The following is a 17,413-nucleotide window of genomic DNA, read 5'->3' on the forward strand; positions in this document are numbered from 1 at the left end:
ACCTTTAGAGACACCCGCCCGTTTCGCTGGCAGAACCATGACCGAACTTGTGCTTACGCTCATCAGTGCTGCACTGCTCAACAACTTCGTGTTGCACTGGCCGCTGGGCGTCGATCCGCTGTTGGCGGGCAGTCGTCGTCAGGTGCATGCGTTGGGGCTGGCGACGTTGTCTCTGATGTTGATCACAGGCGTAGTGGGTTACGCGATCTGGCATTGGCTGCTGGTGCCGCTGCAACTTGAGTTCCTGCGCCTGTTCGTGTTTCTGCCGCTGAGCGTATTGCTGATCACGCCGCTGTTAAAGCTGCTGGCGCGCTGGCTGCCAAAGTTGCCTTTTGACGGGTTATGGCCGCTGTTGCTGGGCAATGCCGGTGTACTGGGGCTGGTGCTGATCAACGCGCAAAACGATCGCGGTCTGCTGCAGACGACAGCGCTGAGCCTCGGTGCCGGACTGGGTTTCTGGCTGGTGCTGAGCCTGTTTCAGGATTTGCGTGAACGCACGACCGACAACGATATTCCCCTGCCCTTTCGCGGCTTGCCGATCGATCTGATCAGCGCCGGATTGATCGCAGTGATTTTTCTCGGATTCAGTGGACTGATCAAAACATGAGTCTGATTCAACGCATCGATGCCCTTCTGCCGCAGACTCAATGCGGCAAGTGCGGCCATCCCGGATGCAAGCCCTATGCACAAGGTATCGCCGAGGGCGAGCCGATCAACAAGTGCCCGCCGGGCGGTGACGAAACCATCGCCGCGCTGGCTGAACTGTTGAAAGTACCGGTGCTGGAACTGGACATCAGTCGCGGTTCGGCGCCGCCGCAAGTGGCGTTCATCCGTGAGGCCGAATGCATTGGCTGCACCAAGTGCATTCAGGCCTGCCCGATCGACGCGATTGTCGGCGCGGCGAAACTGATGCACACGGTGATCATTGACGAGTGCACCGGTTGCGATCTGTGTGTCGCACCATGCCCGGTCGATTGCATCGAAATGCACCCGCTGCCGCTCGGCACATTGCCGGTCGTGGGCGGTCTGGCCTTCAGTCTTGAAGAACAGCGCGCGCGCGCGGCCAAACGCGATCACGCGCGTCAACGCTTCGAGCGCCGAAACCAGCGCTTGCAACGCGAAGAACAACAGAAGCAGGCTGAGCGTGAAGCGCGGGCGAAACGGACGGTGCAACCTGAAGTGGCCGCAACCGATCCGGTACAGGCGGCACTGGAACGGGTGCGTGCGCAGAAAGCGGCGACCGCCGATGCGGCGCTGAAGAAAGCCAAGATCGATGTGGCGATGAGCCGTGCGCAATTGCACAAATCGTTGAAAGCCTTCGGCCATCCGCCGACATTTGAGCAGCAGACGCAACTGATCGTGTTGCAGCAGCAGTTCGAAGCAGCCGAACAGGCTCTGGCGAAACTTGAAAGCAACCCGGCGCCAGCGCCCATCGTGCCTGCCCCCGCCAAAGACGCCGATCTGAAACGGGCCAAGATCCAGTTGGCCATGCGTCGTGCTGAACTGAAAAAAGCCCAGACCGCCGAAGCGGCGCCCGAGCAGATCGCCGCGCTTGAGCAGGCATTGCGCGACGCCGAACAGGCCCTGCACGCCGCCGAAGCCACAAGCGATCAGCCGTTGCCTGACTTGGTGCGCGTCGAAAAACGTCCGATCGACAGCCAGCTTCGTCAGTTGAAAACCGAATTGGCCTACGCCCGTGCGGACCTCAACAAACTCGAACGACGCGCCGACACGCCCACCGAAATCCTCGACAAGGCCCGCGTCCGCCTGCAAATCGCCGAGCGCCAGGTACAAGATCATGTCGCCCCTTGAGACACCGGACAATCGCCTGCAACAGGCGATGAAGCTGGTGCTGCTGGCCGCCTTGCCGGGGTTGCTGGCGCTGTTCTGGTGGTACGGCTGGGGCGTGCTGATCAATCTGCTGCTGGCGATCGTCGCCGCGCTGATGGTCGAGGCCGGCGTCGCACGTCTGCGTCAACAGCCCATCCAGCCAGCGTTGAGCGACGGCAGTGCGTTGGTCAGCGCAACATTGCTGGCGGCCGCCCTGCCACCTTATTGCCCCTGGTGGCTGACGGTGATGGCGGTTGCTTCGGGACTGCTGTTCGGCAAGCACATTTACGGCGGCGTCGGTAGAAATCCGTTCAATCCGGCGATGCTCGGGTTTGCCCTGATCATGGTGATGTTCCCGCAACCGATGACCCACTGGCCGGCCCATGGCCTGGATCTGACGGCAACGTTTCAACAGGTATTCGGCGCAGGTCAGGCGCCGGACGCTTGGGCGCAGGCCACGGTGCTGGACAGCCTGCGCATCAACAAGAGCCTGACCATGGATGAATTGTTCACCAGTAATCCGGCCTTCGGTCGCTTTGGCGGACACGGTGGGGAATGGGTGAATCTGGCGTTTCTCGCCGGCGGGTTGTTTTTGCTGCAGCGCCGGGTCTTCGGTTGGCATGCACCAGCAGGCATGCTCGGCAGTCTGTTTGTTGTCAGCCTGCTGTTCTGGAATGGCTCCGGGTCAGACTCTCAGGGTTCGCCGCTGCTCCACCTGCTCAGTGGCGCGACCATGCTGGGCGCGTTTTTCATCATCACTGAACCGGTCTCCGGCGCTAAAACCACGCTTGCCCGCCTGCTGTTCGGTGTCGGCGTCGGACTGCTGACTTATGCGATTCGCACCTGGGGGGGTTACCCGGATGGCGTGGCGTTTGCGGTGCTGCTGATGAACCTTTGCGTGCCAGCGCTGGAGCGGTTTGCCGCGAGTCGTCAGCCACAGGTGAGCACATGAACCGCGCGGCCAGCGCACTGACGTTATTGTTGTTGGCGGTGGTCGGCATTGGCGCGACGTACCTGCTGCAACGCAGCAGTGCACCGCAAATCGCTGCAGAGCAGCGCTGGGCCGACAGTCGCAAACTGCTCGACGTGCTTCCCGCTGACAGCTACGACAACCAACCGCTGGACCAGCCGATTACACTGACCGATACAGGTCTGAGCCATAGCACGCTCGCGGCTGGTTATCGTGCAACCAAGCATGGTCAAACCGTTGCAGTGTTGCTGCGTAACCAGACCGAGGGCTACGCCGGGGCCATTGAATTGCTGATTGCGATCGATGCCAACGGCAAGTTGCTCGGCGTGAAAAGCCTCAAGCAAAACGAAACCCCGGCACTCGGCGGGCCGATTGGCGACTGGCCGAACCGCTGGCTTCAGGTTTTCACCGGCAAATCACGCGGTGAACCGAATGACACTGGCTGGGCACTGAAAAAAGATCAGGGGCAATTCGATCAAATGGCCGGGGCGACCATTACTTCGCGCGCGGCCATCAACGCGATCCACGATGCGTTGCGTTACTTTGACGAGCATCGAACGGCATTATTGGGGAGCGGAGCATGAACCTGTCCAACTCACTGATGCTGGTGCTATTGCTGGGCACCACCGTTTCTCTGGCCGGCGCATTGGGAACGATCTTGATGTTTGTCCTTGTGGTGGGCATTTATGCGTTGGGCATGTCACCGTTGCGCCCGCGCATGACAGAGGCGAGTGCCTTGCTGGCCGGTGTGCTGCTTGCTGCAACGTTAAGCAGTTGTGCAGATCTTCTGGCGCAACGCTGGTTTCTGGCGTGGCATCAGTCGTTCGGTCTCTATGGCGGATTGATCGCCTTGCAGTGCGTGGTGCTGGAGCACCACGGTTTCTTCGACCGACCGCTGGCCCAGCGCTTCAAACTTTGCGCATTGTTTGGCAGTTTGATGCTGGGGCTAGCGGCGCTGCGTGAACTCATCGGTCAGGGCAGCCTTGGCCGGGGGCTGTTCGAGCATGACTCCGGTCTTGTTTTATTCGGCGCTGGGCTGCATCTGACAACGCTGTTGCCCGGCGCCTTTATTGTATTGGGTCTGCTGCTCGCGGCCCGTCAGGCGTGGAATCGCCCGAACTCGATATTCAAGGAAACGCATCGCCCATGAATGCAGCAAAACGTCTGGAGATTTTCCGCCGCCTGCACGAAGACAATCCGGAGCCAAAGACCGAACTGGCCTACTCCTCGCCGTTCGAGCTGTTGATCGCGGTGATTCTTTCGGCGCAGTCAACTGACGTCGGCGTCAACAAAGCCACGGCGAAGCTGTTTCCGGTGGCCAATACGCCGGCGGCGATCCATGCTTTAGGGGTCGAAGGTCTATCGGAATACATTAAAACGATCGGTCTCTACAACAGCAAGGCCAAGAACGTCATCGAAACCTGCCGCCTGCTGGTCGAACGCCATGGCAGTGTGGTTCCCCAAACCCGTGAAGAGCTCGAAGCCTTGCCGGGAGTAGGCCGCAAGACCGCCAACGTCGTACTCAACACAGCGTTCCGCCAACTGACCATGGCCGTCGACACCCACATCTTTCGCGTCAGCAACCGCACCGGCATTGCACCGGGCAAAAATGTGGTTGAAGTGGAAAACAAGCTGATGAAATTTGTACCCAAGGAATTCCTGCTCGACTCTCATCACTGGCTGATTCTTCACGGTCGCTACGTGTGTCTGGCCCGCAAGCCACGGTGTGGGAGTTGCCGGATCGAAGACTTGTGCGAGTACAAAGACAAAACTTCTGACGATTGACCGGCTATTGGAATAATTGATAAGTCGATTGAAAAAATCTTTTTTACCCGCTGCAGGAATGTCGATATAAGGGGCGCCAAAGGCATTCTTAGCCGGGAGTTAGCTTATGAGTAGCGACAAAGAACCACTGGATGTAGATGACGATATCGCTGCAGAAACTGATGACGCCGAACCTGTGGTCGAAGTCGCCAAAACCAATCTCAGCAAGCGCCGTACGATCGATAACCTGCTTGAGGAGCGCCGACTGCAAAAGCAATTGGCCGATTACGATTTTGATGACTGATACTTGAAAGCCTCCCGAACCGGAGGCTTTTCTCTTTGTGCGGCTAGCTGAGTTTGATCGGCCCATGACCCTGTCAGCCATCGATGGATTCAGACCAGACCATTACGCTGCGCCAATTCGATCAGATCAACCAGAGAACGCGCATTGAGCTTCAACAACAAGCGCGTCTTGTAGGTGCTCACGGTTTTGTTGCTCAAAAACATGCCATCGGCAATTTCCTTGTTGGTTTTGCCCCGCGCCAACTGCTGCAGCACCATCATCTCCCGACCGGACAGACGATCCACCATATCGGCTTCACTTGCATTGCCCAGACTGGTACGCACGGTATGCAGAGCCTGATTGGGAAAATAACTGTAGCCGGACAATACGGCCTTGATTGCGCTGAGTAACTCGGTCAAGTCCTGCTGTTTGCACACATAGCCGGCCGCACCCGATTGCATGCAGCGCATGGAAAAGTGCCCGGGAGCCTGGGAAGTCAGAACCAGTACTTTAATAGGCATGGCCGTTGAGGTCAGGCGTGCGATAACTTCCAGACCATCAAGTTTTGGTATTCCAATGTCCAGAATGACAATATCCGGCATTTGTTCTCTAGCAAGTTGTAACGCGTCCACACCGTTATCAGTTTCTGCGATGACTTCGTAGCCATGACGTTCCATCAGCATACGTACCGCAAGACGAATGACAGGGTGATCATCCACGATCAGCACTTTATTCATGGGCAAGTCCAGTTTCGCTGTTCGAATTTTTAGAACACGCACAATAGCCCAGTCACTTGCTCTATGGCATGCCAGTGTTAACACGCACTTGCATCGAGAGACATGCCCTACATCCATCGCGGATTAATCCTACAAAAAACCTCTACCCCTCTAAACATCCGACGCCGCATCTGCTTTTGCCGGAGGGAAAATTTCTCTTTCAACCTGTTACGGACTACGACTACCGGTAAAAAACACACGCCTCGTCGCTGCAGTTCATTGTGCCCGAACGGCATTGGCGCCGGGGCATATGCGCGCGACTGAAAAATATCGGGATACTGGAAACACCTGGCAACAGCGGCCGCATCGCCATTATAACGTCGAGAAAAACATAAACACCTGAAACAAGATATTTATACCAAGCCCTATAATTTTGCTATAAAAATAAACACTGAAACACCACTAACTACATCCAGACAATACGAACTTATTAACCATGAGCAAGACCAGACCAAAGAGTACAAACATGCTAAAAATCAAAAAGAAGATTAGCAATCCAATGACCGTCATTGCCATATTTGCGGCCATCTCTGAAACATCAGCCGCCGTGTCTCTGCCTTTCCTTGACAACGAGGACAGGGAAATTTATGTGTGGTTCTTGATCAGCTTTCCATTTTATTTGTTATTTCTTTTCTTTATCACTTTGAACTTCAACTACCGCTCCCTCTATTCACCTTCCGATTTCGGCAAAGACAAGAACTTCCTGAAAGTAATCGATATCAATGATCGCGAGAACAAACGAAACACCTCGATGCAAGAACCTGTCACACCAGGTACATTCGGATTCTCCAGTTGTATCGTGCCGAGCGAATCGGGCACTGTCGAATGCAAAGACTCGTGCAAAGTACACAACGCACCTGACCCGCCTGCGGACATCAACGCAAAACCGAGCCTGATTGTTCAGCACAACATTCAGTTGCCCGCGTCGATAAGCAATCTCCATCTCATAGACGCCAGGGATGTCGATGCATCGAGAGAGTTAGCCACGATAGTGGAGAATATCCGCAACCTGGACAGGAAAACTGCCCGTGTGGTCGTCTTTCTTTCCAATCATGTGTCCGATGTTTTACTGACGCAAAATGCACTGCTGCAAATCAGGCACATAAAAAAAGGCTCTGGCAACACGCTGTGTATTGTTTATAACCTTTGCTCACAAGCGGTGACACTACTGGGGCGAGCATGAAGGCAGAGTCGTTGCCACACGTGCGAAAACCTGAACATGACCCGAACAGAAACCGCCAAAGAATCAAGCAAAAAGGGCGGCCTTGTCTCGATGACAAGGCCGCCCTTTTCATTGCACGTCAGTCTGCAACGCTTAGAACAGCTTGCGGCCCTTGTTGGCAGCAATGCGCATGCGCAGCGCGTTGAGCTTGATGAAGCCCGCAGCGTCAGCCTGATTGTAAGCACCGCCATCTTCTTCGAAGGTCGCGATGTTGGAATCGAACAGCGAATCGTCGGACTTGCGGCCAGTGACGATCACGTTGCCTTTGTACAACTTCAGGCGCACAACGCCGTTCACGTTGACCTGCGAAGCGTCGATCATCTGCTGCAGCATCAGACGCTCTGGGCTCCACCAGTAACCGGTGTAGATCAGGCTGGCGTATTTCGGCATCAGCTCGTCTTTGAGGTGAGCGACTTCGCGGTCCAGGGTGATCGATTCGATGGCGCGGTGAGCGCGCAGCATGATGGTGCCGCCCGGGGTTTCGTAGCAACCACGGGACTTCATGCCGACGTAACGGTTCTCGACGATGTCGAGACGGCCGATACCGTGGGCACCACCGATTTTGTTCAGTGTCGCCAGCACGGTGGCCGGAGTCATTTCGACGCCGTCCAGTGCAACGATGTCGCCGTTGCGGTAGGTCAGTTCCAGGTATTGCGCTTTGTCAGGAGCGTTCTCCGGGGAGACGGTCCATTTCCACATGTCTTCTTCGTGCTCGGTCCAGGTGTCTTCCAGCACGCCGCCTTCATAGGAGATGTGCAGCAGGTTGGCGTCCATCGAGTACGGAGACTTCTTCTTGCCGTGACGCTCGATCGGGATCGCGTGCTTCTCGGCGTAGTCCATCAGCTTCTCGCGGGACAGCAGGTCCCACTCACGCCAAGGGGCAATCACTTTAACGCCAGGCTTGAGTGCGTAGGCACCCAGTTCGAAACGCACCTGGTCGTTGCCTTTACCGGTAGCGCCATGGGAAATGGCGTCAGCGCCGGTTTCGTTGGCGATTTCGATCAGACGCTTGGCGATCAGCGGACGTGCGATGGAAGTACCCAGCAGGTACTCGCCTTCGTAAACGGTGTTGGCGCGGAACATCGGGAACACGAAATCACGCACGAATTCTTCGCGCAGATCGTCGATGTAGATTTCTTTGACGCCCATGGCCTGAGCCTTGGCGCGGGCCGGCTCGACCTCTTCGCCTTGACCGAGATCAGCGGTGAAGGTCACCACTTCACAGTTATAAGTATCCTGCAGCCACTTGAGGATCACCGAAGTGTCCAGGCCGCCGGAATACGCCAGAACGACCTTGTTTACGTCCGCCATGCCATCACTCCACGGGGTTCTACGGAAAGCCGAGGAGTCTACCGCTCAAACGCGATAATTTACAGAGGCGCGACAGCTTAAGACGACAAAGCGACAGAATCTGTCGACAGCGCGACGATGACCGGCGGGTCAGGAAGTCGCTGCTGTGCTGGCTGGGGTGCTCGCCTGAGGCGCTGGAGCGGTGGTTGGCGCCACGCGTGCAAGCTTCACCGCAACCCGACGGTTCTTCGCCCGGTTGGCCGCATTGGTGTTCGGAACCAATGGGTATTGTTCACCATGGAAACGTACTGTGATCTGCGATTCGGCGATGCCATTGGCCTTGAAGAAGTCGACCACTGCCAGCGCTCGGCGGCGCGACAGTTCACGGTTGGTCAGACGATTACCGCTGTTGTCGGAATGGCCATCGAGTTCGATGTGATTGACCGTCGGATCGGCCTTCATGAATTCGAGCATCACTTGCAGCTTGGCCTTGGCGGCGGCGTCCAGATCAACGCCTTCGCCGGGGAAGCCGATCTGCGATTGCTTGATCTGGTCGAAATTCTGCGGCAGCAATTTCGCTACACAGGTCTGATAGTCGTTAAACGCCTTGCTGAATTTCACCGGCAATAAACGCACTTCCGAGACACGGCCATCGCCAGACGCGCGACGCACGACCGGGCTCCGTCCGTCCAGCAGGCCGCTGATCAAACCGCCGGCCTGCGACTGCGAACTGCTGAACAGCACGTTGCCACTGCCAAGCCTCACAGAGCCGAGATTGATGTCACCACGACCCGGCTGCCAAGGCGCAGCCGCCGCCAGCAACGTCGCCGAACCGCCGCCAAGCATGGCGTTGTAGGCATTCAGACGAAATATCGCCTGCTCGCCGGCCTTGCGCACGAACTCACCCGAACCGAAATCGGTGATCGGCTGGGTCAGACGACATTCGAACTTGTCGCCGGCGACCGTCCACTCAATGTTCTCCAGACGGGTCTGGTACGTGAGCGCCATCGCGGGAAAGCTGGCAAACACACTGAGCAAGGCTAAATAACGCTGGCGCACGGGAGGCTCCATTGGCTTCTGAAACACAAAGACCGATTCACACTATGTTTACGGCATACCTACGGGATATCGGAAGGTTCCCGCAAAACTTGATAGCGAGTGCCTGCAAGAGTCTTTTCCGGTAGCATTCGCCTCAGTTTGACCCGCCTGGAATCCCCTCATGTCCGACCGCCTGACCCTGCTGCGTCCCGACGACTGGCACATTCATCTTCGCGATGGTGCCGTGTTGACCAATACCGTTGCCGATGTTGCGCGCACTTTTGGCCGCGCGATCATCATGCCCAACCTGGTACCTCCGGTGCGCAACGCCGCTGAAGCCGACGGCTATCGCCAGCGGATTCTCGCTGCCCGCCCGGCCGGCAGTCGCTTTGAGCCGCTGATGGTGCTGTACCTCACCGACCGCACCCAGCCCGAAGAAATTCGTGAAGCCAAGGCCAGTGGTTTTGTCTACGCCGCCAAGCTGTACCCGGCCGGCGCAACCACCAATTCCGACTCCGGCGTGACCAGCATCGACAAGATTCTGCCGGCGATCGAGGCCATGGCCGAAGTTGGCATGCCGCTGCTGATCCACGGTGAAGTCACCCGTGGCGACGTCGATGTGTTCGACCGCGAAAAGATTTTCATCGATGAGCACATGCGCCGCGTGGTCGAGCGTTTTCCGACGCTGAAAGTGGTGTTCGAACACATCACCACCGGCGATGCCGTGCAGTTCGTCAACGAGGCTTCGGCCAACGTTGGCGCGACCATCACCGCGCATCACCTGCTGTACAACCGCAACCACATGCTGGTGGGCGGGATTCGGCCGCACTTCTATTGCTTGCCGATCCTCAAGCGCAACACGCATCAGGAAGCCCTGCTCGATGCCGCCACCAGCGGCAGCGCCAAGTTCTTCCTCGGTACCGACTCGGCGCCGCACGCGCAGCACGCCAAGGAAGCCGCTTGCGGCTGCGCCGGCTGCTACACCGCTTACGCCGCCATCGAGATGTACGCCGAAGCCTTTGAACAGCGTAACGCGCTGGACAAGCTCGAGGCCTTCGCCAGCCTCAACGGTCCGCGTTTCTACGGCCTGCCGGCAAACACCGATCGCATCACCCTGGTCCGTGAAGAATGGACCGCCCCGACCAGCCTGCCATTCGGCGAGCTGACCGTTATCCCGCTGCGCGCCGGTGAAAAACTGCGCTGGCGCCTGCTGGAGGAACACGCGTGAGTGAAGACCATTTCGACGACGAACTGGACGGTCAAAGTGGCGGTGGCGGTTCCCGTCACCCGATGGCAGCACGCTTTCGCGGCTACCTGCCGGTTGTCGTCGACGTAGAAACCGGCGGCTTCAACTCGGCCACCGATGCGTTGCTGGAGATTGCCGCGACCACCATCGCCATGGATGAAAAGGGTTTTGTTTACCCGGATCACACTTACTTCTTCCGCGTTGAGCCGTTCGAAGGCGCCAACATCGAAGCAGCGGCGCTGGAGTTCACCGGAATCAAGCTCGATCACCCACTGCGCATGGCCGTCAGCGAAGAAACCGCGTTGACCGACATCTTCCGTGGCATTCGCAAAGCGTTGAAGGCCAATGGCTGCAAGCGCGCGATTCTGGTTGGCCACAACAGCAGCTTCGACCTTGGCTTCCTCAACGCGGCCGTTGCGCGGCTGGACATGAAGCGCAACCCGTTCCACCCGTTCTCCAGCTTCGACACCGCGACGCTGGCCGGTCTGGCGTACGGTCAAACCGTACTGGCGAAAGCCTGTCAGGCAGCCGACATCGATTTCGACGGCCGTGAGGCGCACTCAGCGCGTTACGACACCGAGAAAACCGCTGAGCTGTTCTGCGGCATCGTCAACCGCTGGAAACAGATGGGCGGCTGGGAAGATTTCGACGACTGATCCTCGTTGAGTAAATCCCTCGCATAAAAAAACCGGCCACTTGGGCCGGTTTTTTTGTTAATGCTTATAGAGCTTAAATTCTCGATCAATCCACACGACGTAAAACACCCGATGGTTCTTGTAACCCACCATCGCTACACGCTCGAAAGCCCGAAACACCAACAACCTGACATCACCTGTTAAAAAAGCAGGTATTCCCACTTTCAGGCTGTTTCTCGCAATTGTTTCACATCCATACCGATGCCTATGCTCCTTGCGCAATTCTCTCCAAGGCATCTTTCCCAGGATCCTGAGACGCTCAAGCATTTTCGACCGTTCGACGGCCTCACAATCCTGAATGCACCAGCCATTCTGCAAATACTCAAATGAGAAAACCGGAGGTCGGGCTTCCGATGAGTCCATTTCGATTGTGGACGTCCGTGCCGTTACTATCACCGCCGCATCGCGTTCCCTGCGTTTGAACTTGGCCATTTTTCAGTTCACCAAATGCTCCCGGAAATACTCCTGCATCTCGCAGGCGGGAATTTCTCGGCTGAACTCCCCTTCCTTGAAGTTCTACGCCATGGAGCCTCTTCATGCGTCAACTGACGCAGTTTCCACGCCGAGAATTGGCCATAAACGTCGAACACTTCGTTGAGCAGAGTTTGTTGTTTGGTACTGAAAACATCGGGATTGAAATCACTTGGAGGAGGAATGGCACTCGATCCAAATTGGCTGAATCTTCGATACAGATCCGGAACCACTGGCCCGTGCATCCACGCTTCCAGCTTTTCAGGGAAGAGAGCCTCGCCATGGACTGCCAGACTGAACCCTTGCGCGTAATAAACCATTTTTTGAATCTTGAGATTGGAGATCTCGCCCTCATGCCCTTCCAGGCAGAGGAAATAATCCGCAACGTCCAAGCTACTCGGCATTTGAATCCCCTTCTGCATCATGCAATCCATTGCACCGTCCTTACTGAAGTGAGGCGCGATTCAGGCCAGGGTAATCGCCCTCTTCACCCGTTATCGCTCGACCATCACCCTATCCAACCACTGTTCAGTCATCCAGTATTTTTTCCCGGGCATTTGAAACAAATAATGCCAAGAGATTGCTGCTCACAATCCCGAGCATAAAAAAACCGGCCACTAGGGCCGGTTTTTTGTACCTCGACGATGCGCCTTACAGGGCAGCAGCGTTCTCGGTCAGGTAAGCAGCAACGCCTTCTGGCGAAGCGTTCATGCCTTTGTCGCCTTTTTTCCAGTTGGCAGGGCAGACTTCGCCGTGCTCTTCGTGGAATTGCAGAGCGTCGACCAGACGGATCAGCTCTTCCATGTTACGGCCCAGCGGCAGGTCGTTGATGATCTGCGAGCGGACAACGCCTTTGTCGTCGATCAGGAACGCGCCACGGAAAGCTACGCCGCCTTCGGATTCAACGTCATAGGCCTTGGCAATGTCGTGCTTCATGTCGGCAGCCATGGTGTATTTCACCTGGCCGATGCCGCCATTGTTCACAGGCGTGTTGCGCCATGCGTTGTGAGTGAAGTGCGAGTCGATCGACACAGCGATCACTTCAACGTTGCGCGCCTTGAAGTCGGCCATGCGGTTGTCCAGAGCGATCAGCTCGGACGGGCAGACGAAGGTGAAGTCCAGTGGGTAGAAGAACACCAGGCCGTATTTGCCTTTGATGGCCGAGGACAGGGTGAAGCTGTCAACGATCTCGCCATTGCCGAGTACGGCCGGGACGGTGAAGTCAGGGGCTTGTTTGCCTACGAGTACGCTCATTGATATCTCCTGGTGTAAAAACTTGAAGTTCAGGGTCCGCGCCAGCCTGCCACCCTCAGGCGACAGCCCTGTGACACGAACCCCCTTCGCAAGGGCCGACCATCATACACTGCGAATTTGGCCTGTCCTTAACGGTTTTTCAAAGCAGGCGCAGAACGGCGCTGCATTTACGGGGCCAGGCAAATCGCCAGTAAATACCGTTCGTCAGTCATGGCTGTTAATCGGCTGAAGCGTTCCGAAAGCACTTTGACAATCATTCTCGTTAACATTAAGATCCATCGCAATTGAGTCACAACCAGCGACGGTTCTCACTTATGTATGTTTGTCTCTGCACTGGCGTCACCGACGGACAGATCCGCGAAGCGATCTATGAAGGTTGCTGCAGCTATAAAGAAGTTCGCCAGGCCACCGGCGTCGCCAGCCAATGCGGCAAATGTGCCTGCCTTGCCAAGGAAGTGGTCCGCGAAACCCTGACCAAGCTGCAAACCGCTCAGGCCGCGATCCCCTATCCGGTAGAATTTACTGCTGCGTAATAACACCCCATTTCAAAGAACCGGACTTATGTCCGGTTTTTTTATGCCTGTAAATCAATTGCTTAGCGTCCAGACGCGGAACACAAACATTCTTATTCCGATTAATTTTCATATATTATTCAATAACTTAGGTTTGACACTTATAAGTGCGAAGCTCAAACTCTGCCGTATATACAGCTATTACAGGGCAGGACTCCGATCATGAAAGGCGACATTACAGTCATCCAGCATCTCAACAAGATCCTTGCCAATGAGCTGGTCGCGATCAATCAGTACTTCCTGCATGCGCGCATGTACGAAGATTGGGGTCTGAACAAGCTCGGCAAGCACGAATACAAAGAATCCATCGACGAGATGAAGCACGCGGACAAGCTGATCAAGCGCATCCTGTTCCTCGAAGGCCTGCCGAACGTGCAGGACCTGGGCAAGCTGCACATCGGCGAGCACACCAAGGAAATGCTGGAGTGCGACCTGCGTATCGAGAAGACCGGCCATGCTGACCTGAAGACCGCGATCGCGCATTGCGAAACTGTTGGCGACTTCGGCAGCCGTGAACTGCTGGAAGACATTCTCGAATCCGAAGAAGAACATATCGACTGGCTGGAAACCCAACTGGGCCTGATCGATAAAGTCGGTCTTGAGAACTATCTGCAATCGCAGATGGGCGAAGAGTAGGAGCTGCCGCAGGCTGCGATCTTTTCAGATTGCACCGGCAACTTGCAGTAACTTTTCGAACGCACTAAAAAGCCCCGCCCTCTTTCGAGTGGCGGGGCTTTTTATTGGCTGAAGATCAGAAGATCGCAGCCTCGTTTCACTCGACAGCTCCTACAGAAGCAGCAGCTGTCGCATGAGACCTGGCCGATCAGGCTTCGGACTTGTTCGCCGCTGCCGCTTCAACAGCCGACTTGATGGTGGTTTGCAACGAACCGTCTGCAGCCATCTCGGTCATGATGTCGCTACCGCCGACCAGCTCACCGCCGACCCACAGTTGCGGGAAAGTCGGCCAGTTGGCGTATTTAGGCAGGTTGGCGCGGATTTCCGGGTTCTGCAGGATGTCCACGTACGCAAACTTTTCGCCGCAAGCCATGACAGCCTGCGCAGCTTTCGCGGAGAAGCCACACTGTGGGGCATTCGGCGAGCCTTTCATGTAAAGCAGAATGGTGTTGTTGGCAATCTGCTCTTTAATCGTTTCGATGATATCCATGGAGCACCTCGGCTGAACTTTCCGACTCATGGGTCGGCACGGTGACGCATTGTAACGGAATCCCGAGCGCCATGCTCGGTCTCCCCGACGGTCACATTCAGGCCGCCGCCACCGTCACCGGCACACCATTAAGTGCGGCGTTACCCGACAGCTCATCAAGCTGACACTCATCGGTCAGATCGTTTGCGCTAGACCCAGGCTGACTGCTGGCAATCGCCATTTGCACGCCCGGCCGCGCATGCCCCCAACCATGCGGCAGGCTGACCACGCCTTTCATCATGTCCAGACTGCCGAGCACCTCGACCTCGATCTGCCCCACCCGCGAGCTGACGCGAACCAACTGACCATCGTTAAGCCCACGGCTAGCGAGGTCATCCGGGTGCATCAGCAGTTGATGGCGCGGCTTGCCCTTCACCAGACGGTGATAGTTGTGCATCCACGAATTGTTGCTGCGTACGTGGCGGCGGCCGATCATCAACAGCTCATCGGCGGCTGGCGCCTGCAAGGCAGCGAAACGTGCAAGGTCAGCGAGAATCTCTGGCGGAGCGGCCTGCACTCGCTGATTCGGCGTTTTTAGCCGCGACGCCAGATTCGCTTTCAGCGCCCCCAGATCGATCCCGTGGGGATGATCGAACAATGTCGCCAACGAGAGTTTCTGCTCGGAGGCGTCACCGTACAGGCCCATGCGCAGGCCCATGTCGATCATCTTCGCCGGCGGCATGGTCGGTTTCAGTTCTTTACCGGTCTTCTCGGCGAAGGCCTTGGCCAGACCGACGAAGATCTCCCAGTCATGCAAAGCACCCTCAGGCTTGGCGAGGATCGCGCGGTTGAAGCGGGTGACGTTGCGCACCGCGAACAGATTGAAGGTGGTGTCGTAGTGATCATTCTCCAGCGCCGAGGTCGACGGCAGGATCAGATCGGCGTAGCGCGTGGTTTCGTTGATGTAGAGGTCAATGCTGACCATGAACTCCAGGCCGTCCAGCGCTTGCTCCAGTTGCCGCCCGTTCGGCGTCGACAACACCGGATTGCCGGCCACAGTGATCAGCGCACGGATCTGGCCGTCGCCTTCAGTGAGCATTTCTTCGGCCAGCGCCGAGACCGGCAACTCGCCGCCGTATTCAGGACGACTCGAGACACGGCTCTGCCATTTGTTGAAATGCCCGCCCGAGGTCGACGCCACCAGATCCACGGCCGGCTCGGTGCACAACGCGCCGCCAACCCGGTCGAGGTTGCCAGTGACCAGATTGATCAATTGCACGACCCAGTGACACAAGGTGCCAAAGGCTTGGGTTGAAACACCCATGCGCCCATAGCAAACCGCACTCGGCGCAGCAGCGAAGTCACGTGCCAATTGGCGGATCTGCTCGGCTGGCACGGCGCACAACGGACTCATCGCCTCCGCCGTGAACGCAGCCACCGCCGCGCGTACGTCGTCCAGACCATCAATCGGCAAATGACTGTCGCGGGTCAGCCCTTCGCTGAACAAGGTGTTGAGCACACCAAACAACAGCGCCGCATCGCCCCCCGGACGCACAAACAAATGCTGATCAGCCATCGCCGCCGTCTCACTGCGTCGTGGATCAACCACAACGACTTTACCGCCGCGCGCCTGGATTGCCTTTAAACGTTTCTCAACATCTGGCACGGTCATGATGCTGCCGTTGGAGGCCAGCGGATTGCCGCCGAGGATCAGCATGAAGTCGGTGTGATCGATGTCCGGAATCGGCAGCAGCAAGCCGTGGCCGTACATCAAGTAACTGCTCAAGTGGTGCGGCAACTGATCGACCGAGGTCGCCGAGAAGCGATTGCGCGTCTTCAGCAAACCGAGGAAATAATTGCTGTGGGTCATCAGCCCGTAGTTATGCACGCTCGGGTTGCCTTGATAGACCGCCACAGCGTTCTGGCCATGACGTTCCTGAATCGCCGCCAGTTTCTCGGCCACCAGCGCAAACGCTTCGTCCCACTCGATCGGCAGCCACTCGCTACCAACGCGACGCATTGGCTGGCGCAGGCGGTCCGGATCATTCTGGATGTCTTGCAGGGCCACGGCTTTGGGGCAGATGTGGCCACGGCTGAAGGTGTCGAGGGCATCACCCTTGATCGAGGTGATCGCAACATGACCATCGGTTTCGGTGGTCTCGATGGTCAGCCCACAAATGGCTTCGCACAGGTGGCAGGCACGGTGATGGAGAGTCTTGGTCATGGCCAGTCTCTGTCTTGTTCTGGGCGGACAATCACGCCCGCGGGAACAAAACTATGACCCCGGCGCCGCCCAGGCGCCAGCGACGTTCGTCTTGTGAATCGACGACTATCAGGAGAGCCGATAGATCGCCACGTTTAACTGGAAGGGAGCTGAGGCGGTGCCGCCAACTGGATTTCCTGAATGGTTTCGATCTGCTCGTGGGCGACATGGACGCCGGTCAGTTCGCCAATCAACCGCCAATGCTCGTCGAGCCCGGCGCTGATAGTCGCCATGCGATCAATCATGTGGCGGCCGGCACTCTTCACCACTTCGTCTTCGCTGCGCAGCAGTTCGAATGACATTGAAGTGACTGACGCGGTGAGATGAGTCAGAGAGCGAGCCGTGTGGCCCAACAGTTCCATTAACAGTTTTTCTTTCGATTCCATGCGGAGGCTTCCTGCGTCGCTCGAAACTTATTTATAACCCAGCACTTTGCTTTAGCAAATGTTTCAGCCCAAGCATCCGACCAAGTGATGGCATGGCGCCACGGTCGTAAACCGACCCAGTTGACCCAATCCCCGTCACGGCGCATTGCCAAGCCCCGCGAGGCCAGTGTACAAAGAGGCTCGCTGCTGTCCTGAACCCGACTTCAAAT

The 17,413-nt window shown here is 56.9% G+C and carries 21 protein-coding genes; 12 read left to right on the top strand and 9 right to left on the bottom strand.

All coding sequences use genetic code 11. The features are described from left to right. Positions 1 to 37 precede the first annotated feature (37 nt). The 7 genes from ACZZ0A_RS19365 to ACZZ0A_RS19395 all read left to right on the top strand — a co-directional run bounded on the left by ACZZ0A_RS19365 (position 38) and on the right by ACZZ0A_RS19395 (position 4,868). On the top strand, positions 38 to 607 hold the full coding sequence (locus ACZZ0A_RS19365; protein WP_463543609.1) for an electron transport complex protein RnfA: 570 nt from the start codon (positions 38 to 40) through the stop codon (positions 605 to 607). Further along, on the top strand, positions 604 to 1,812 hold the full coding sequence (rsxB, locus tag ACZZ0A_RS19370; protein WP_007916639.1) for an electron transport complex subunit RsxB: 1,209 nt from the start codon (positions 604 to 606) through the stop codon (positions 1,810 to 1,812). Before ACZZ0A_RS19365 ends, rsxB begins: the two co-directional genes overlap by 4 nt. Continuing rightward, on the top strand, positions 1,799 to 2,782 hold the full coding sequence (locus tag ACZZ0A_RS19375; protein ID WP_007916641.1) for an RnfABCDGE type electron transport complex subunit D: 984 nt from the start codon (positions 1,799 to 1,801) through the stop codon (positions 2,780 to 2,782). The genes rsxB and ACZZ0A_RS19375 overlap by 14 nt, the downstream gene beginning before the upstream one ends. Continuing rightward, positions 2,779 to 3,384 (top strand): RnfABCDGE type electron transport complex subunit G, encoded by a 606-nt coding sequence (locus tag ACZZ0A_RS19380; protein ID WP_463543610.1) that lies wholly within the window; start codon positions 2,779 to 2,781, stop codon positions 3,382 to 3,384. The genes ACZZ0A_RS19375 and ACZZ0A_RS19380 overlap by 4 nt, the downstream gene beginning before the upstream one ends. Then, positions 3,381 to 3,950, top strand: coding sequence for an Rnf-Nqr domain containing protein (locus tag ACZZ0A_RS19385; protein WP_463543611.1), 570 nt, complete (start codon positions 3,381 to 3,383; stop codon positions 3,948 to 3,950). The genes ACZZ0A_RS19380 and ACZZ0A_RS19385 overlap by 4 nt, the downstream gene beginning before the upstream one ends. Continuing rightward, complete coding sequence (gene nth / locus ACZZ0A_RS19390) at positions 3,947 to 4,585, top strand: endonuclease III (protein ID WP_007916652.1); 639 nt, start codon at positions 3,947 to 3,949, stop codon at positions 4,583 to 4,585. Before ACZZ0A_RS19385 ends, nth begins: the two co-directional genes overlap by 4 nt. 106 nt (positions 4,586 to 4,691) lie before the next feature. Next, on the top strand, positions 4,692 to 4,868 hold the full coding sequence (locus ACZZ0A_RS19395; RefSeq protein ID WP_007916654.1) for a PA3496 family putative envelope integrity protein: 177 nt from the start codon (positions 4,692 to 4,694) through the stop codon (positions 4,866 to 4,868). 89 nt (positions 4,869 to 4,957) lie between these two features. Here the strand turns inward: ACZZ0A_RS19395 and ACZZ0A_RS19400 are convergent, their stop codons facing one another. Next, positions 4,958 to 5,584 carry a response regulator transcription factor gene (locus ACZZ0A_RS19400; protein WP_007916656.1) on the bottom strand — a complete coding sequence of 209 codons (627 nt, stop codon included), beginning with the start codon at positions 5,582 to 5,584 and terminating at the stop codon, positions 4,958 to 4,960. A 505-nt stretch (positions 5,585 to 6,089) separates the two neighbouring features. On the opposite strand from ACZZ0A_RS19400, the gene ACZZ0A_RS19405 reads away from it, so the two are divergent. Beyond that, the gene (locus ACZZ0A_RS19405) at positions 6,090 to 6,806 is read left to right on the top strand and encodes a hypothetical protein (RefSeq protein WP_123376498.1); all 717 of its coding nucleotides are present in this window, start codon (positions 6,090 to 6,092) and stop codon (positions 6,804 to 6,806) included. A 132-nt stretch (positions 6,807 to 6,938) separates the two neighbouring features. Here ACZZ0A_RS19405 and ACZZ0A_RS19410 read toward each other — a convergent pair whose 3' ends face one another. Beyond that, the gene (locus tag ACZZ0A_RS19410; RefSeq protein WP_007916658.1) at positions 6,939 to 8,156 is read right to left on the bottom strand and encodes an argininosuccinate synthase; all 1,218 of its coding nucleotides are present in this window, start codon (positions 8,154 to 8,156) and stop codon (positions 6,939 to 6,941) included. Between the two features lie 129 nt (positions 8,157 to 8,285). Further along, positions 8,286 to 9,194 carry a flagellar protein MotY gene (locus tag ACZZ0A_RS19415; protein ID WP_007916659.1) on the bottom strand — a complete coding sequence of 303 codons (909 nt, stop codon included), beginning with the start codon at positions 9,192 to 9,194 and terminating at the stop codon, positions 8,286 to 8,288. Positions 9,195 to 9,354: 160 nt separating this feature from the next. Between ACZZ0A_RS19415 and pyrC the strand changes: the two genes are divergently transcribed. Then, a complete protein-coding gene (pyrC, locus tag ACZZ0A_RS19420) occupies positions 9,355 to 10,401 on the top strand; it encodes a dihydroorotase (protein ID WP_007916661.1) in 1,047 nt (348 codons plus the stop codon). Further along, positions 10,398 to 11,075 carry a ribonuclease T gene (gene rnt, locus ACZZ0A_RS19425; protein ID WP_007916667.1) on the top strand — a complete coding sequence of 226 codons (678 nt, stop codon included), beginning with the start codon at positions 10,398 to 10,400 and terminating at the stop codon, positions 11,073 to 11,075. Before pyrC ends, rnt begins: the two co-directional genes overlap by 4 nt. Positions 11,076 to 11,132: 57 nt before the next feature. On the opposite strand, the gene ACZZ0A_RS19430 is transcribed toward rnt, so the two are convergent. The 3 genes from ACZZ0A_RS19430 to ACZZ0A_RS19440 all read right to left on the bottom strand — a co-directional run bounded on the left by ACZZ0A_RS19430 (position 11,133) and on the right by ACZZ0A_RS19440 (position 12,839). After that, on the bottom strand, positions 11,133 to 11,546 hold the full coding sequence (locus ACZZ0A_RS19430) for a hypothetical protein (RefSeq protein ID WP_414917060.1): 414 nt from the start codon (positions 11,544 to 11,546) through the stop codon (positions 11,133 to 11,135). 8 nt (positions 11,547 to 11,554) lie between these two features. Then, a complete protein-coding gene (locus ACZZ0A_RS19435; protein WP_463543612.1) occupies positions 11,555 to 12,019 on the bottom strand; it encodes a Panacea domain-containing protein in 465 nt (154 codons plus the stop codon). 217 nt (positions 12,020 to 12,236) lie between these two features. Beyond that, the gene (locus ACZZ0A_RS19440; protein WP_003227723.1) at positions 12,237 to 12,839 is read right to left on the bottom strand and encodes a peroxiredoxin; all 603 of its coding nucleotides are present in this window, start codon (positions 12,837 to 12,839) and stop codon (positions 12,237 to 12,239) included. Between the two features lie 314 nt (positions 12,840 to 13,153). On the opposite strand from ACZZ0A_RS19440, the gene ACZZ0A_RS19445 reads away from it, so the two are divergent. Further along, positions 13,154 to 13,372 (top strand): bacterioferritin-associated ferredoxin, encoded by a 219-nt coding sequence (locus ACZZ0A_RS19445; RefSeq protein ID WP_003227725.1) that lies wholly within the window; start codon positions 13,154 to 13,156, stop codon positions 13,370 to 13,372. Between the two features lie 201 nt (positions 13,373 to 13,573). Next, a complete protein-coding gene (gene bfr, locus ACZZ0A_RS19450) occupies positions 13,574 to 14,047 on the top strand; it encodes a bacterioferritin (protein WP_007916671.1) in 474 nt (157 codons plus the stop codon). Positions 14,048 to 14,234: 187 nt separating this feature from the next. On the opposite strand, the gene grxD is transcribed toward bfr, so the two are convergent. The 3 genes from grxD to ACZZ0A_RS19465 form a co-directional block, all read right to left on the bottom strand. Then, positions 14,235 to 14,576: a Grx4 family monothiol glutaredoxin gene (gene grxD, locus ACZZ0A_RS19455; protein WP_007916674.1), complete on the bottom strand. Its 342-nt coding sequence runs from the start codon at positions 14,574 to 14,576 to the stop codon at positions 14,235 to 14,237. Positions 14,577 to 14,673: 97 nt separating this feature from the next. Then, positions 14,674 to 16,779: a molybdopterin oxidoreductase family protein gene (locus tag ACZZ0A_RS19460; protein ID WP_463543613.1), complete on the bottom strand. Its 2,106-nt coding sequence runs from the start codon at positions 16,777 to 16,779 to the stop codon at positions 14,674 to 14,676. Between the two features lie 134 nt (positions 16,780 to 16,913). Continuing rightward, a complete protein-coding gene (locus ACZZ0A_RS19465; RefSeq protein ID WP_007916677.1) occupies positions 16,914 to 17,204 on the bottom strand; it encodes a hypothetical protein in 291 nt (96 codons plus the stop codon). Positions 17,205 to 17,413 lie beyond the last annotated feature (209 nt).

The organism is Pseudomonas sp. AC242 (assembly GCF_979258655.1).

Excerpts from the sequence above, each read along its gene's own strand:
- ACZZ0A_RS19365 (WP_463543609.1), top strand. The coding sequence starts at position 38 with ATGACCGAACTTGTGCTTACGCTCATCAGTGCTGCACTGCTCAACAAC.
- rsxB (WP_007916639.1), top strand. The coding sequence starts at position 604 with ATGAGTCTGATTCAACGCATCGATGCCCTTCTGCCGCAGACTCAATGC.
- ACZZ0A_RS19375 (WP_007916641.1), top strand. The coding sequence starts at position 1,799 with ATGTCGCCCCTTGAGACACCGGACAATCGCCTGCAACAGGCGATGAAG.
- ACZZ0A_RS19380 (WP_463543610.1), top strand. The coding sequence starts at position 2,779 with ATGAACCGCGCGGCCAGCGCACTGACGTTATTGTTGTTGGCGGTGGTC.
- ACZZ0A_RS19385 (WP_463543611.1), top strand. The coding sequence starts at position 3,381 with ATGAACCTGTCCAACTCACTGATGCTGGTGCTATTGCTGGGCACCACC.
- nth (WP_007916652.1), top strand. The coding sequence starts at position 3,947 with ATGAATGCAGCAAAACGTCTGGAGATTTTCCGCCGCCTGCACGAAGAC.
- ACZZ0A_RS19395 (WP_007916654.1), top strand. The coding sequence starts at position 4,692 with ATGAGTAGCGACAAAGAACCACTGGATGTAGATGACGATATCGCTGCA.
- ACZZ0A_RS19400 (WP_007916656.1), bottom strand. The coding sequence starts at position 5,584 with ATGAATAAAGTGCTGATCGTGGATGATCACCCTGTCATTCGTCTTGCG.
- ACZZ0A_RS19405 (WP_123376498.1), top strand. The coding sequence starts at position 6,090 with ATGCTAAAAATCAAAAAGAAGATTAGCAATCCAATGACCGTCATTGCC.
- ACZZ0A_RS19410 (WP_007916658.1), bottom strand. The coding sequence starts at position 8,156 with ATGGCGGACGTAAACAAGGTCGTTCTGGCGTATTCCGGCGGCCTGGAC.
- pyrC (WP_007916661.1), top strand. The coding sequence starts at position 9,355 with ATGTCCGACCGCCTGACCCTGCTGCGTCCCGACGACTGGCACATTCAT.
- ACZZ0A_RS19430 (WP_414917060.1), bottom strand. The coding sequence starts at position 11,546 with ATGGCCAAGTTCAAACGCAGGGAACGCGATGCGGCGGTGATAGTAACG.
- ACZZ0A_RS19435 (WP_463543612.1), bottom strand. The coding sequence starts at position 12,019 with ATGGATTGCATGATGCAGAAGGGGATTCAAATGCCGAGTAGCTTGGAC.
- ACZZ0A_RS19440 (WP_003227723.1), bottom strand. The coding sequence starts at position 12,839 with ATGAGCGTACTCGTAGGCAAACAAGCCCCTGACTTCACCGTCCCGGCC.
- ACZZ0A_RS19445 (WP_003227725.1), top strand. The coding sequence starts at position 13,154 with ATGTATGTTTGTCTCTGCACTGGCGTCACCGACGGACAGATCCGCGAA.
- bfr (WP_007916671.1), top strand. The coding sequence starts at position 13,574 with ATGAAAGGCGACATTACAGTCATCCAGCATCTCAACAAGATCCTTGCC.
- grxD (WP_007916674.1), bottom strand. The coding sequence starts at position 14,576 with ATGGATATCATCGAAACGATTAAAGAGCAGATTGCCAACAACACCATT.
- ACZZ0A_RS19460 (WP_463543613.1), bottom strand. The coding sequence starts at position 16,779 with ATGACCAAGACTCTCCATCACCGTGCCTGCCACCTGTGCGAAGCCATT.
- ACZZ0A_RS19465 (WP_007916677.1), bottom strand. The coding sequence starts at position 17,204 with ATGGAATCGAAAGAAAAACTGTTAATGGAACTGTTGGGCCACACGGCT.